The 14,652-nt window shown below is 51.7% G+C and carries 15 protein-coding genes and 1 pseudogene; 3 read left to right on the top strand and 13 right to left on the bottom strand.

Annotation, left to right across the window (positions count from 1 at the left end; translation table 11 throughout):
- Positions 1-24: 24 nt before the first annotated feature.
- Both KO497_RS05695 and KO497_RS05690 read right to left on the bottom strand, forming a co-directional pair.
- Positions 25-531 carry a HupE/UreJ family protein gene (locus KO497_RS05695; RefSeq protein WP_252729527.1) on the bottom strand — a complete coding sequence of 169 codons (507 nt, stop codon included), beginning with the start codon at positions 529-531 and terminating at the stop codon, positions 25-27.
- Positions 532-687: 156 nt separating this feature from the next.
- Positions 688-1,902, bottom strand: coding sequence for an NADP-dependent isocitrate dehydrogenase (locus tag KO497_RS05690; protein ID WP_215942996.1), 1,215 nt, complete (start codon positions 1,900-1,902; stop codon positions 688-690).
- A gap of 369 nt (positions 1,903-2,271) precedes the next feature.
- On the opposite strand from KO497_RS05690, the gene rplM reads away from it, so the two are divergent.
- From rplM to KO497_RS05675, 3 genes are all read left to right on the top strand, one after another.
- Positions 2,272-2,736 (top strand): 50S ribosomal protein L13, encoded by a 465-nt coding sequence (rplM, locus tag KO497_RS05685; RefSeq protein WP_215942995.1) that lies wholly within the window; start codon positions 2,272-2,274, stop codon positions 2,734-2,736.
- A 2-nt stretch (positions 2,737-2,738) separates the two neighbouring features.
- Positions 2,739-3,221: a 30S ribosomal protein S9 gene (rpsI, locus tag KO497_RS05680; RefSeq protein WP_215942994.1), complete on the top strand. Its 483-nt coding sequence runs from the start codon at positions 2,739-2,741 to the stop codon at positions 3,219-3,221.
- 167 nt (positions 3,222-3,388) lie between these two features.
- Entirely contained in the window at positions 3,389-4,342 is a 954-nt protein-coding gene (locus KO497_RS05675) for a GSCFA domain-containing protein (protein ID WP_354668092.1), read from the top strand.
- A 35-nt stretch (positions 4,343-4,377) separates the two neighbouring features.
- Here the strand turns inward: KO497_RS05675 and KO497_RS05670 are convergent, their stop codons facing one another.
- The 11 genes and pseudogenes from KO497_RS05670 to KO497_RS05620 form a co-directional block, all read right to left on the bottom strand.
- Positions 4,378-4,995, bottom strand: a complete 618-nt coding sequence (locus KO497_RS05670) for a TetR/AcrR family transcriptional regulator (RefSeq protein WP_215942992.1) — start codon at positions 4,993-4,995, stop codon at positions 4,378-4,380.
- The gene (gene ppk2 / locus KO497_RS05665; protein WP_215942991.1) at positions 4,995-5,879 is read right to left on the bottom strand and encodes a polyphosphate kinase 2; all 885 of its coding nucleotides are present in this window, start codon (positions 5,877-5,879) and stop codon (positions 4,995-4,997) included. The genes KO497_RS05670 and ppk2 overlap by 1 nt, the downstream gene beginning before the upstream one ends.
- A gap of 94 nt (positions 5,880-5,973) precedes the next feature.
- Positions 5,974-6,918: an alpha/beta fold hydrolase gene (locus KO497_RS05660; RefSeq protein WP_215942990.1), complete on the bottom strand. Its 945-nt coding sequence runs from the start codon at positions 6,916-6,918 to the stop codon at positions 5,974-5,976.
- Complete coding sequence (locus KO497_RS05655; RefSeq protein WP_215942989.1) at positions 6,911-7,834, bottom strand: homoserine O-succinyltransferase; 924 nt, start codon at positions 7,832-7,834, stop codon at positions 6,911-6,913. Before KO497_RS05655 ends, KO497_RS05660 begins: the two co-directional genes overlap by 8 nt.
- A gap of 48 nt (positions 7,835-7,882) precedes the next feature.
- A complete protein-coding gene (locus KO497_RS05650; RefSeq protein ID WP_215942988.1) occupies positions 7,883-8,752 on the bottom strand; it encodes an ATPase in 870 nt (289 codons plus the stop codon).
- Positions 8,753-8,842: 90 nt separating this feature from the next.
- Complete coding sequence (locus KO497_RS05645; protein ID WP_215942987.1) at positions 8,843-9,763, bottom strand: DMT family transporter; 921 nt, start codon at positions 9,761-9,763, stop codon at positions 8,843-8,845.
- Positions 9,764-9,924: 161 nt separating this feature from the next.
- Complete coding sequence (locus tag KO497_RS05640; protein WP_215942986.1) at positions 9,925-11,007, bottom strand: OmpP1/FadL family transporter; 1,083 nt, start codon at positions 11,005-11,007, stop codon at positions 9,925-9,927.
- Between the two features lie 134 nt (positions 11,008-11,141).
- Complete coding sequence (locus KO497_RS05635) at positions 11,142-12,023, bottom strand: DMT family transporter (protein ID WP_215942985.1); 882 nt, start codon at positions 12,021-12,023, stop codon at positions 11,142-11,144.
- On the bottom strand, positions 12,020-12,298 hold the full coding sequence (locus KO497_RS05630; protein WP_215942984.1) for a putative quinol monooxygenase: 279 nt from the start codon (positions 12,296-12,298) through the stop codon (positions 12,020-12,022). Before KO497_RS05630 ends, KO497_RS05635 begins: the two co-directional genes overlap by 4 nt.
- Before the next feature lie 130 nt (positions 12,299-12,428).
- Positions 12,429-13,991 (bottom strand): glutamine-hydrolyzing GMP synthase, encoded by a 1,563-nt coding sequence (gene guaA, locus KO497_RS05625; RefSeq protein ID WP_215942983.1) that lies wholly within the window; start codon positions 13,989-13,991, stop codon positions 12,429-12,431.
- 146 nt (positions 13,992-14,137) lie between these two features.
- Positions 14,138-14,431 (bottom strand): annotated as a pseudogene (locus tag KO497_RS05620) (DUF6477 family protein).
- Positions 14,432-14,652 lie beyond the last annotated feature (221 nt).

Below are 14,652 nucleotides of genomic sequence, written 5' to 3'. Positions count from 1 at the left end.
ATATCTGCGCTTTATCGCCGTTTCTTATCCAAACACCAAGGATAGTCCGACCAGCGCTGAAACTGCGCCAAGGGCACGGGGGGCAAACCTATGGGCTTGGCGCATAAAGCCCGCCAACACTATGCCGGACGCGTGTAGCGCCGCTGTGATCAAGACGAACCCAAGACCAAACGCAAGAGGCGCAGCCTCACCAAGTTCAACCCCATGGGCATGGCCGTGAAACAGGCCAAAAAAGCTGGTCAGCGCGACTGCAATCGGTACAGATGGACGCAGGGCAAACAATGCGCCTAGGCCAAGCGCGATGCTTGAAGCGACAATAATGGGTTCTACTAAGGGCAGGGATAGGCCAGCGCGGGCGGCGATAAATCCGACAGCCATCGTGCCAACAAACCCAAGCGGAACCGCCCAAATGGCCCGTCCGCCAATTTGTAGCGCCCAAACGCCAACCACCAGCATGGCAAGGATGTGATCAAGCCCATACACAGGATGCTGGGCACCGGACATAAAGGAATCGAAAAAGGTCGTGGTCATAACTGTCTCTTTTCTAAGATAAACAAAGCGCCCCGACATGGGTCGCGCCTGCGGTGTGTCTACCTTGTAGATGCGCAGATAAACAAGTCTGGATCTGCGCATAAAAAAGGGCCGCAGAGTGAACTACAGCCCGATTTCATATTTCAAGTCAGATGTTTAAGCGTCGAGAGCTGCGTTGAGATTTTCTTCAATTTTTTCCAAGAATCCCATCGTGGTGAGCCATTTTTGATCTGGGCCAACCAGCAAGGCGAGGTCTTTGGTCATGAAACCGCTTTCAACCGTATCCACGATCACGCGCTCTAATGTTTCAGCGAAGTTGAGCAAGGCAGCGTTGTTGTCCAGCTTGGCGCGGTGTTTCAAACCACCTGTCCATGCATAAATAGACGCGATGGAATTGGTTGACGTCGCTTCGCCTTTTTGGTGTTGGCGGTAATGACGGGTCACGGTGCCGTGCGCGGCTTCGGCCTCGACGATTTTGCCGTCTGGAGTCATCAACTGCGAGGTCATCAACCCCAGCGAGCCAAAGCCTTGGGCCACGGTGTCAGATTGGACATCGCCGTCATAATTCTTACAGGCCCAAACGAATTTTCCGTTCCATTTCATACAACAGGCGACCATATCGTCGATCAAACGGTGTTCGTACCAAATGCCTGCTTCTTTGAATTTCTCTTCAAATTCAGCTTCATAGATTTCTTGGAACAGATCCTTAAAGCGCCCGTCGTAGGCTTTGAGGATGGTGTTTTTGGTGGACAGGTACACAGGCCAGCCAAGGTTCAACCCGTAGTTCAGTGAGGCGCGCGCAAAGTCGCGGATCGAACTGTCGAGGTTGTACATCGCCTGATAGACACCAGCGGAGGGCGCGTCATAGACCTCGCGTTCAATTATCGTGCCATCTTCGCCTTCAAATTTCATCGTCAGCTTGCCAGCACCTGGAAATTGAAAATCGGTGGCCTTATACTGATCCCCAAAGGCGTGGCGACCGATCACGATGGGATCAGACCACCCCGGCACAAGGCGCGGCACGTTTTGGCAAATGATAGGTTGGCGAAACACGACGCCGCCCAAGATGTTGCGAATGGTGCCGTTGGGCGACTTCCACATCTTTTTCAGGCCGAATTCTTTGACGCGATCCTCATCTGGCGTGATCGTCGCACATTTAACGGCGACGCCGACCTCTTTGGTCTTCATCGCGGCATCAATGGTGACCTGATCTTCGGTGCGATCGCGTTCTTCCATACCGAGGTCATAATACAGCAGATCTAGATCAAGATAGGGCAGGATCAGCTTGTCCTTGATGAACTGCCAGATGATCCGTGTCATCTCGTCACCGTCCATCTCTACGATTGGGTTGTCTACCTTGATCTTTTTCATCGACAGGCTCCTGAAAGGTCTGGGGTCATTTGTAATATTCGTAGACCGTTTTGAGTGGAAAGTGAATAGTGTATACCTTTGTATACCAAATCTATTTGCCATGTGCCACACTATTGTGCATTGGTTGTGTTTCGGTGCTATTCTATGATTGTAAAAAAATGATTTTGACCTTTTGGCGCATAAATGTCGTTTAGTAACGTTTTGGGCCGATTTGATGTTGAAATTAGTTGAGATTGTGTGGGGTAAAATAATACCTATTTTATAACATATTGTTTTATAGTGATTAATTTGATTTTGTGCCCCTTGACTGCGCCCGCCAAACCTATAGAACACCCCAATCTGAATTCTCGACCTTTTAAGGGTAGTCCTATGAAAACTTTCTCCGCTACGCCTGCGGACATCGACAAGAAATGGATCATCATCGACGCTGAAGGCGTCGTTCTTGGCCGTCTCGCGTCTATCGTCGCTATGCGTCTTCGTGGCAAACACAAGCCATCTTTCACACCGTCCATGGACATGGGTGACAACGTTATTATCGTGAACGCTGACAAAATTCAGCTCACCGGTAAAAAACGCACCGACAAATTGTTCTACTGGCACACAGGTCACCCAGGTGGAATCAAGCAGCGTTCTATGGAGCAAATCCTTGATGGCAAACACCCTGAGCGTGTTGTGACCAAAGCTGTTCAGCGTATGCTTCCAGGTGGTAAACTGTCTCGTCAGCAAATGACGAACCTGCGTGTTTACGCTGGCACAGAGCACCCACACGAAGCTCAGAACCCAGAAGTTCTCGACGTTAAGTCCATGAACTCTAAAAACACTCGGAGCGCATAATCATGACTGATGAAATCAAATCATTGGAAGAGCTTAACGCTGTTGGCGCAGAAGCTGTTGTCGAAGTTGCAGCCCCACGCGAGCCTGTACGTGACGCGCTTGGTCGTGCTTACGCGACTGGTAAACGTAAGGACGCTGTTGCACGTGTTTGGATCAAAGCGGGTTCCGGTAAAGTTGTCATCAATGGCAAAGACCAAGACAAATACTTTGCACGCCCAGTGCTGCAAATGATCTTGCGTCAGCCATTTACCGTTGCTGGTGTTGAAGGCGAATTCGACGTCTTCGCAACAGTCAAAGGTGGCGGTTTGTCTGGTCAAGCTGGTGCGGTTAAGCACGGTATTTCCAAAGCTCTCCAACTCTACACTCCTGAGTTGCGCGGCGCTTTGAAAGCAGCTGGCTTTCTCACACGCGATTCTCGTGTTGTTGAGCGTAAGAAATTTGGTCGTGCAAAAGCGCGTAAGAGCTTCCAGTTCTCAAAGCGTTAATTGCTTTTGGTTTTGGGTTTTTTACCCTCGGCCATACCAAGTTTCAAAAGGTCGCCTTTGGGCGGCCTTTTTCTCTTGCTGCTCTGGGGATGCACAGGAAAACCGCCTCTTGGAATGACCGATGATGCGTTGCATAGTGGTTGCAATCGAACCGGAGCATTTTGGCAGTGACATCCCCTTATTCAAATCTGTCTGATAAGGCCTATTGGCGCAGTGGTGTTGTTGAAACTGACAAAACGCTTTGGCCTGATGTGTTTTCACCGAAATTTAAAATCTCGGATAAGACGGCAATCGCCACCGCAGGCAGTTGTTTCGCACAGCATATTGGCCGCAGACTCAAAGGGCAGGGTATGACGGTGCTTGATGCCGAGCCCGCACCTGCGGGATTGAGCGAAGAGGATGCGAAACGCCTCAGCTATGGCATTTACTCTGCGCGTTACGGCAATATTTATACGCCGCGTCAGTTGCGCGAGTTGCTGGATGATGTGGCACAAGACAGAGTGCATGAAGATCTGTTTTGGCAAAAAGAGAACCGCTTTTTCGATGCGCTTCGCCCGGGCGTTAAGCCTGACGGATTTGACAGCTTGAGCGTGGCAATGGATCAACGCCGCGCGCATTTGGCTTGTGTGCGCCGACTGCTGATCGACACTGATATCTTTGTATTCACCTTAGGGTTAACCGAGGCGTGGATGGATGATAAAGTGGGGCGCGTGATGGCGCTGGCACCCGGTGTGATTGCGGGCGAATATGATCCCGCACGCTACCGTTTTCACAACTTTGCCTTTGATGAACTCGTGGATGATTTAGAAGCAATCTATACTGCGCTCACAGCGGTAAACCCCGATATGAAATTGCTTTTGACAGTCTCGCCCGTGCCCTTGACGGCGACGGCGTCTAATGAACATGTCTTGGCGGCGACGACCTATTCCAAAGCGGTTTTGCGGGCTGCGGCGGGCGAAATGACCAATGAAAACAGTGCGGTAGATTATTTTCCTTCCTATGAGCTGGTCACCACATGGGCGCAAGATATTCCTGCCTTTGAAGCCAATCTACGCAGCGTGACACCACAGATGGTGGATCGTGTCATGTCTGTGTTTATGGGCGCGCATAACATCACATAAGGCAGTGATAAGACGCACATAGGTGAAGCAAAGCCTCACTCGTCGGCCGGAATAAGTCCAAGCCCGCGCAGATAGATTCCGATGCCTGTCTCAAGCAAATCTTCAGGCGGGAAGGGGCTTTTGCTGCCTGGTGAATTGCGGGCAAACAGTTCCACCACGCCGTGGCTCATCGCCCAAATATGCGCAGAAAACATCTGCGGTGGGGGGCGTCTGTCCGCGGGAATATGTTCTGATAATTTCGCGGCAGATTTTTCCAAAACGCCCAATGCACGTGATGACACTTTATAAAGCTCAGGCGTGCGTTGGATTGAAACCCCACTTTCAAACATCGCCACATAGTGACCGGGGTATTTGCGTGCAAAGGCCAAATAGGCGCGTCCCGTTGCTTCAAAAGCCGCACGATCAGACGGCAGGCCTTTTTCATATGCGTATTCAAGCAAATCGGCGAACATCTCAAAGCCTTGACGGGCAATTTCGGCGATCAAATCTTCGCGGCCTTCAAAATGGCGATAGACCGCAGCCGGTGTTACGCCAGCTGTTTTCGCAGCCTCGGACAGGGTAAACCCCGTCGGGCCTTTGGCCTCGATCAAGGTCAAGGCTGCATCCACAAGCGCTTGGCGTAGATTGCCATGATGGTAGCCGCGTTTTGCCATTAGGTCTCGGACCCCGTGTCCAACATTTCAGGCCCGCCCGTGATTTTCACGTCTGGCGCATGGGCGACATCTACATCTTTGTCCTTATAGTCGATCTGGCTCAACACTGCGCGAATGGCGTTCAGTCGTGCACGGTATTTATCGTCAGAACGCACAACCGTCCAAGGGGCTGTATCACTGTGCGTGCGTCTTAACGTTTCAGTAATTGCGTCCGTATAGGCGTCCCATTTTGACAAGCCTTTGACGTCAATGCCGGACAGCTTCCATTGCTTCAATTCATCTTTTTCACGATCTAGAAAGCGGCGCAACTGTTCAGCGCGGCCAACGTTCAACCAGACTTTGAACAGCAGAATGCCATCATCGATGAGCATCTGCTCGAAGGCGGGCACTTGATTGAAAAAATGTCTGCGCTCTGCATCGCTGCAAAAGCCAAACACCTTTTCCACAACGCCGCGATTGTACCAAGAACGATCAAACAAGACCACTTCACCAGTCGTTGGTAGGTGCTTGATGTAACGTTGAAAATACCATTCGCCACTTTCGCGGTCCGAGGGCTTCGGCAAGGCCACGACCCGTGTCGAACGCGGGTTCAGGTTTTCGCGGAACCGCTTAATCGTGCCGCCTTTGCCTGCCGCATCACGGCCTTCAAAAACCACAACAACGCGTTTTCCTGTGGTGTTCACATCGCTCAAAAACTTTACCAACTCGCGTTGCAGCGCGTTGATCTCATCCTCGTAATCGGATTTCTTCATCCATTTGTCGTAGGGGTAGCTTGGGGATAAAATATCCTTTTTGCCGCCCTGTTCCACAGCTTTGCGAATGTCAGCGGGGGCTTGGGTGGAATAGAATTTTGAGATGCCGCCATCAAAAGGTAACTCGGTCATAGACTGCCTCATTCGTATGGTTTTGGGCCGTGTTTTCCCCAATATGGGGCGTTTATGGAGGCAGTGCAATGAGCCGCGCGCAAAAGCGCCACTGTTAATCCAGTGCAGCGCGGGACGCGGCGCGGTAAACAGCGTGTTCCACATCTTCTAAGGCGCAATGATGTGGCATATGGCCAATGCCGCCAAGTTCCACCAAGCGGTTTACCTGCATCTGGTTGTCCAAAGGAATGGCATGGATCAGGTGCGGCACGGTGGTATCGGCGGTGCCATGAACACTTTCGACAGGCAGACCAATCGTCGGATAGCGCGGTTCCATATCGGCCAGTTGCGCTTTAAGCGCGATCCGTTGACGCGCGTTCAGCACATAGGTGCTAGGGCGCAGCGCCCGTATCGGTTGGTAGGTCTTTATGTAGCCGTCAGGAATAGGTTGCGGGGCGAAAACCGCTTTAATTTGCGTATGAATATAGGAATTCGGCACGTAAGCCGCGATCAACCAAGCGGCAATAGAGCCAAGTATGGGTGTTGTTAAAATGCGATAGAGCAGTACAGGGGCGCCCGCCCATTGATGTGACGGGGCAGACAAAAGCACAAGTGCAGCCAAGGTTTCAGGGGCATCCAGTGCCATCGCGAGAGCCACAGCCCCGCCATAAGAATGGCCTAAAACAATCGGTTTGCGACTGTCCAATGCGAACACCGCCTCGCGTATGGCGCGTGCCTGCGATTGTAAGTCTTCGCCGTGATCAAGCATCGGAGAATATCCAAACCCCGGGCGGTCAACAATATAGACACGGAATTCGTTTTCCAGTTCCGGCAGCAACGAATGCGTCATGTCATAAGTCGATCCTGACATGCCGTGAATCATGATCAAAGGCTGCGCGCGCGCAGGACCGTACGTTTCCACGTGAATGGTTGCGCCGCCACGCCCGGTGACCAACTGCCCGCGCATAGGGGCAAGACGTTCAGCATGTCGCATACGATATCGCGCGAAGGTAAATGTTACGGCAGTGGTCAAAATGAGAATGATGACTGTGCTAAGCACCTATTTTGTCCAAATCATAATGGGTCGATTGATAAATTTCATTGATCCAATTGCCATAAAGCAAATGCGCGTGAGAGCGCCATCTGTTCACAGGCCGTTGGCTCGGATCGTCATTATGATAATAATTTTGCGGCAAAAGTATGGGCTTGCCGGATTGTTTGTCGCGCATCAGTTCTTCGTGCAGCGTGTCTGTGTCATATTCGAAGTGATTAAAGATATAGAGCGCACGGTGATCTGTGTCTTGCACAAGACATGGCCCAGTTTCATCTGAGCCGAGCAAGGGCACCAAGCCGGGGGCGGCTTCAATCTCAGACATACGCATTTCTGTCCAGCGGCTGACTGGAATGAAGCATTCGTCCGAAAATCCACGCAAATAGGGTGAGGCAGGCGCGAGGTTGTTTTGTTTGAACAGGCCAAAGGCTTTGTTGTTTAAGATATGTTTTTTAACACCATGGAAATAGTTGATCATCGCCATGCCGCCCCAGCACACGCCAAATGTGGAATGCACATGGGTTTGGGTCCAGTCGAACACCTCTTGGAGTTCCCCCCAATAGGTCACGTCGTCAAAGGGCAGATGTTCAATCGGGGCGCCAGTGATGATCAAACCGTCAAATTTTTCGCCTGAGGCTTTAACCTCATCAAAGGGGCGATAAAACTGCGCCATATGTTCCGCAGCGGTGTTTTTGGTTTGGTGCTCACTCATGCGGATCAGTTGAAAATCAATCTGTAACGGCGTCGCACCGATCAGACGTGCAAATTGGTTTTCGGTTTGAATTTTCTTCGGCATCAGGTTGAGCAAAGCAATGCGCAATGGCCGAATTTCTTGCGTCTGCGCGCGCCCAAGCCCCATAACCATAACGCCCTCTGTCGACAGGACATCAAAGGCAGGTAGGGTTTCTGGCAAGGTGATGGGCATTGGATCGGCTTTCTGTACAGGTGAGGCGCAAAGAGTGGGCCTGTGTATTTAGGTGTTCGCGGCTTTTTCATCAAGCGCAGCAGCGATGATAGCGGCAAAATCGTCAGCGGTTTTTGCAGCGCCCATAATGCCGGCGTCAACGGTCACGCCCCATTCGGCCATTTTGGCATAACGCGGCTGACGCGAAATCATCGACCGTTTGTATGAATATCGAATGAAATCATAAGGGTTCACGCGATCTTCTGTCACGCCATTTTCTTCGATGAAGTCTTCCCAACAGTCGGTCAAAAATTCTGGCCGGTAGGCCATAGGTTTGGGTGCGGTGTTGAAGCGGCGGATCAATTCGTCCGTATGCGCATCCGAGCCTTTGATCCATACCAACAAAGCCTGCTCTGACAGTGATTTAAGGATCGGATCATCTGGGTTATCAGGATCAGCCCATTCAACGATAGACCCGCCTGTATCGCAGACAAAGTTCGGGTAATCATAGAGGTTTTGGGATTTTTCCAAAAAGGCGGCTGTGTCCATCAAGGCAGCTATTTCAGCGGTGCGGAACTGCTCTTGGCGGCGACGATATTCGGAAATCGGCAAACCGCCCAAAGTCTCGTTCCCCGGTTGGCCCAGATAACCCGAAACAGGTGATAGGTTTTCAAAGCTCAGGTTGGCTTTGATGCGAATGCTGTCAGACAAAAGCAACTCACGCAAATAAGGTTCTTTCATCGCGAGACGTTTGAGATTGTCGTCAATCGCCTCATTCAAATAGCGCGTGCCGATCCGGTAATCGATGGAATAATGATACCACTGACCTGTGGCGCGCAACATGCTGGACATATGGGTTTTGCCCAAGCCAGACATGGCGAAAAACACCACACGTTTGTGCGGGCTGGCAAGCCAAGCTTCACTGTTTTCATAGATCATCGGCTGTCCTTTTCGCGCAACGCTTTACGTTCTGTCTTGAGTGCCACGCAGAGCGCAGAGGATCAAGAGGGCGGCAGATACAGACCGCGGTTAAGCTAGGCTTTTAAGCCCCAATCGCCGGATCAGACGCCCGTCGATGATCAAGAGACCCAAAGCGATTAAGGTAAAACCGATATAGGCCTCGAAATGTAGGGTTTCATTCAACACCAAAGCGCCCAAAATCACCGATACGGGGGCAGCGACCAAAGTGACCAGCGTGGCGTTTCCTGATCCTGCCGATTTGATCACATAGAACAAAATCAAATAGGCAAGCCCAGTGGAGATAAGCGAGACATAGGCCCAAGCGCCTAGGGTGGTGCTGTTAAAACTGGCAAACTCAGGCATCCCGTGCATGTAAAGCGCCACTGGAACCATCCACATCGCACCGCCGCCGATCATGCCTGCCGCTGAAACCTCTAGGGGGATGCCCGTCAAATGGACACGCACTGAGCTGGCACCAATGGCGTAACAAATGCCCGCGCCCAGCAGGGCAAGTTGGCCTGCGGATGTCAGATCAAAACTGAGGATCGCATTCAACCCGATCACAGTGGCAACGCCGAAAAAGCCAAACAGCACACCGACGGCTTTGCGTAGGCCAAGTCGTTCATCTGCAAAGACAAGTGTCGCCACAATTGGGCCGAACAGGGCCGTTGAGGCATTCAAAATCCCTGCAAGCCCTGAAGGGATATATTGCTGTCCCCAAGTGATCAGACCAAAAGGCATGGCCACGTTGATGAATCCGATGAGCAAAAAGGATATCCAAATGCGCGGGGCGCGCGGTATGTCATAACCTCGTATCAACACATAGGCCCAAAGCGCCACTGCGCCGCCAGAAATACGCAGAGCGACCAATGTTTCGAAAGGCATTTGGCGCAGCATCAATTCAATCGACAAAAATGACCCGCCCCAAAATAGACCCATAAGTCCAAGACCGATCCATGCGGACAGAGAAATTACTTTTTGTGGAGCCATTGGCCTGTCCTTTGAATGTGTTGCGCGACAGTGGCTTTGACAGGCCGCATTGGCAAACCGGAAATTGTGTAAATCGTCATCACAAAAATTGATGAATATGTCTTTCAAATACGAAAAGGCCCCGCATCAGCAGGGCCTTATATTTTTATTTCTATATGGATTTAAAACGTATGAGACAGTTTAAATCCAAACCCAAAGGCCGTGTTGTCCGAGAAATCGGTGGCGTTGCCTGCGATATCCGTCGTCGTATCACCGATCCAAACATAAGATGCACCGCCGGATAGGGCTGTTTGCGCATTGATTTGGTATTTGAGGCCCGCCGTGAGGGATGTGTAGCCATCTGTTGGTGACAGGTTTCCAGACACCCCGCCGTGAGTCTTTTCATAGCCCACGGACAAAGATCCAGACCATTGTTCATTGAAACGGCGTCCTATGCCAAGGCTGTAAGATATGGTGTCATTGTCATGATCCACCAAGTTTTCACCTGGATCAACAAAGGTTGTGTACAGATTAGGCGTGATTGTGGTGCTTGTCCATTCAGCCCAACGGGCCGAAAACATCAAAAGAGTATCTGCGGCGATCCCCGTTTGAAAATCGAAGTTCACCGACTGGGGCAGAGTGACGTCCAGTGCTGAATCCGCTGAGCCAACCCCCAACAGCGTTTCTGAGGCCGTGAAATTGATATCGGTTGCTGAACTATAGGTCAGCGATGCGCGCAAAGCGATATCCGGAATTTCGTAAGCAGCCCCAACAAGGTAACCCCAATCAGACTCTGTGGTGGTCGACATGGTGTAACCCGCAAATGGCAATTCGACTTCGCCGTGAGAGGTCAGATGTTTGATCCCGCCATGAACAGAAAATCGATCACTCAGCTTATACCGCAGCAAGGCTGTGACGCCTGTTGTTGTCACCTTCGCGTTTGATCCAGCCAAGGCATAGCCTGTGCCCGTCGGGTAATCGACATCGGCGCCAAACGGTTGATCAATGATAAGTGCCATTGACAGTACATCTGATAGGTCGCGTTTATAGGCGCCAGAAAAAAGGTTGTAGGAGGGAGCCATTGATCCAGAACTGACGCCAAGTGTTCCTGACACGCTTGGCGTGACGGACCCATAGGTCAGCTCGACATAAGTGCCGTCTTCGAAAATGGGTGCAATAGATTGGCCCGAGCGATCCATGCCGCCCGCGCTTGCGCCTGTTGCAGCCGTAACAAGGCCTAAAACAAAAAGTGTCGTGTGCTTCATAACAGTCCTCCCATCGAGCTAAATGCTCGAATCTCTTATTTGTTATTATGGATCAAGGCTAAACATCGGCTGAATTTCGCGCAATTCTAACGCCGCGTCATAATGTAGCATATGGGGCTCTGAAGAGAGGTTTCTTAGACCCTGTTGCGCGATTCCATCAATATGTTCATATAATTAGCCCCAAATATAATGGCAGCGCCGACAAAGACGTAGACATCAAGTCCTTCACCATAAAACATCATGCCAATCACCGCTATCAGCGGAAGTCGCAGAAAATCGATGGGCGTGACGATGGAGGCAGGGGCCAAAGACAGTGCTTGGGTCAAACACATATGTGCGCCTAGACCAGACAAGGAAATGACGACAATCCAAGGCCAGTGTTGCGCGGATGGTAAAACCATATCGCCGTCAAAGCCTGCGCAGATCAATCCCATGCCCATTTGCATCAAGGACAACCAAAACATGATCGAAATCAGCGTGACATTGGCGGTTTGCGTTAGCTTTTTGGTGAACAGCGCAGACCCTGCAAACCCCAAGGCACAAGCCATGGCGCTGAGCAATCCGATGGACAATCCGCCAGACCCAAAGGGGCGCGCGACAATCAAGATGCCGATAAACCCGATGCCAAAAGACAGTGCTCGCAGACCGTTGACGCGCTCGCCTAAGAACAAAACAGCGCCAATCGCGACAAGTATTGGATAGGCAAATTCCAAGGCAAACAATTGCGCTAATGGAATGAGCGTCAAGGCAAAGAGCCACAGGTTTTGCCCCGCAAAATGACTGAGGTTGCGCGCAAAGTGCAAATGCAGCGCGCTGGCTTTGATGTGATCTCTGCGCCCCGTCAGAAAGGCAATTCCCGTGACCGTTATGACACCAACCAACGACCGATAGGTCATGATTTCAAAGGTATCAAGCCCAAGCGCAAGTTGACGCCCCGCCACAGCAAGCAGCGAGAACCCAAACACGGCCCCCATCATCCATGCGGCGGCTTTGAGTGGATGCGTTTGCGCTGTCATGCGGAACTCTTGTTAAAGTCACGGGACATATGACGTGTCACGCGACCCCAATCAGACGAACGCGCGCGGTCTTGATGGGCTTCGAAATCACGCTCGGATCGAAAGACTTCGCTGACGTGAAAGCTGCGAGGGTCAAGTTCATCTTGCCACAATTCAAATTGCAAACATCCGGGTTCGGCTTGCGATAGGCGCATATGTTTGTCCATGAGCGCCAAAACGGTCTCAACCTCATCTGCGTCGCAGCGCATTGTGCCTGTGAGTAATACTTTTCCCATGACGTCCTTGCTAATGACGCAGATGGGCTGCTGCAATCTCAATCTATGCGCAAAGGCTCATACCGCCTGTGGGAAATCTGAGCAGGTTGCAAAAAAAAGACGCCCCAAAGGGCGCCTTCCTGAAATCATATCACTCAAGCTCGATTGTGCCCGGTGGTTTCGACGTCAAATCGTAGAACACGCGGTTCACGCCTTTGACCTCATTGATAATGCGGGTCATCGTCTCGCCCATAAATTCATGGGTGAACGGGTAGGTGTCAGCGGTCATGCCATCGACAGAGGTCACCGCGCGAATAGCCACAGCATAATCGTAAGTGCGCCCATCGCCCATCACGCCCACAGTTTTCATCGGCAAAATCGCAGCAAAAGCCTGCCAGATTTCGTCGTACAACCCGTGTTTGCGGATTTGATCGATGTAGACCGCATCAGCTTGCTGCAGGATCGCAAGTTTTTCGCGGGTGATTTCACCAGGGCAGCGGATCGCAAGGCCCGGACCAGGGAAAGGGTGACGCCCGATAAAGGAGGCAGGCAGACCAAGCTCAAGACCCAATGCGCGCACTTCGTCTTTGAACAATTCGCGCAGTGGCTCAACCAGTTTGAGGCCCATTTTTTCTGGCAAACCGCCCACATTGTGGTGCGATTTGATGGTCACACTTGGGCCACCAGAGAAAGACACAGATTCGATCACATCAGGGTAAAGCGTGCCTTGGGCCAAGAACTCTGCGCCCTCAATGCCATTGGCGTATTTTTGGAACACGTCAATGAACAGCTTGCCGATGATCTTGCGCTTGGTTTCAGGATCAGAGACGCCATCCAATTCGCCAAGGAATAGATCGGACTCATCCGCATGGATCAATTTGATGTTGTAATTGTCGCGGAACATTTTCACGACTTCCGCCGCTTCATTCAGGCGCAGCAAGCCGTGGTCCACAAACACACATGTCAATTGCTCGCCGATGGCTTCGTGCAGCAAAATCGCCGTGACCGAGCTGTCAACACCACCGGAAAGGCCACAAATAACCTGTTTGTCGCCAACCTGTTCGCGAATGGCTGCGATGGCTTGGTCTTTATAGCCCGCCATCGTCCAATCGCCGGTGAAGCCCGCGAGCTTGACGAAGTTTTCATAGAGTTTCGCGCCATTGGGCGTGTGGTGCACTTCGGGGTGGAATTGCACAGCATAGAAATGACGGCTGGCATCGGCAATGATGGCGCAAGGCGCGTTTGGCGAGGTGCCATAGACTTCGAAACCGGGGGCGATTTGTGACACATGGTCGCCGTGCGACATCCAGACCTGCTCTTTGCCATTTGCAAACCAGCCGTCCAAAAGATCGAGTTTGTGATCATTCGGGGTGACAAAGGCACGACCAAATTCCGCAGTGCCATGGCCGCTTTCGACCTTGCCGCCAAGCTGTTCCATCATGGTCTGCTGACCATAACAGATGCCCAAAATCGGCACGCCCATGTCGAACAGGCTTTGCGGTGCGCGGGGGCTGCCCTCGCGCGTGACGCTGTCTGGGCCACCAGACAAGATCACAGCTTTTGGCGCGAAATCGGCCAAAAATGCGTCTGTGACATTCTGATAGGGGTGAATTTCGCAATAGACATTGGATTCACGCAAACGACGCGCAATCAGCTGCGTCACTTGGGAGCCAAAGTCGATAATGAGGAGGCGGTCATGGGATGTGCTGGTCATAGTCCAGCGTTTAGGCTCAGTTGCGCTTTGAGGCAAGATGGTTTGAACACCCAAGCGTGAGTTTTGCCACTCGTGGCGTAGAAAAATCCCCCAAACAGCATGTTTGAGGGACTTAAGCGCGGCTCTAGATGAAATTTCTGTCTGCTCTACACCGCTTGGGGGCCGCGTGGTAACAGGCGGGCCTCGGCCATCAGGGCGATCAGAACTTCGATATGACGCGCGACGCTCTACCCCGCATCACCTTTTTTGCGGGTTGCTTCAAAATGAGCTTCTTTTTCGATCAAGCCGTCGATGACGCGGGCAGGGGCGAGACACGTGGATGTGCCCATAACGCGTTTGAGGTCACGTGTACGGTTGTAGTCGGTCAATCCAAACCGTGCGGCGCGGATCAACAAGCTTGGGCGGCGTAGGGATGCGAGAACTGTGTTGATATCTGTCATGGGTCTCTCCTTGGTATGTGGGCTGTGCCGTGGGGCGCAGCGTTGATTGCGGCGTTCATGTTGAATTTCGGCCGTATGAAGAGAGATAAGCACAACCTAAACGTGTGTTGCGTATTGTTTCCAAAATGCGAACGGTCTGTTCCTGCACCATTTATGAAATGTGGCGAAAGTAAGACTAAGGCGTGACAATTAACTTTTAGGTAATCAATGCAACCCAAGGT

It is taken from the genome of Pacificibacter marinus, assembly GCF_018860665.1.
Taxonomy (GTDB): Bacteria; Pseudomonadota; Alphaproteobacteria; order Rhodobacterales; family Rhodobacteraceae; genus Celeribacter; species Celeribacter marinus_A.
Note: the sequence above shows the minus strand (reverse complement) of the source record. Positions and strands in the feature narration are given on the sequence as shown.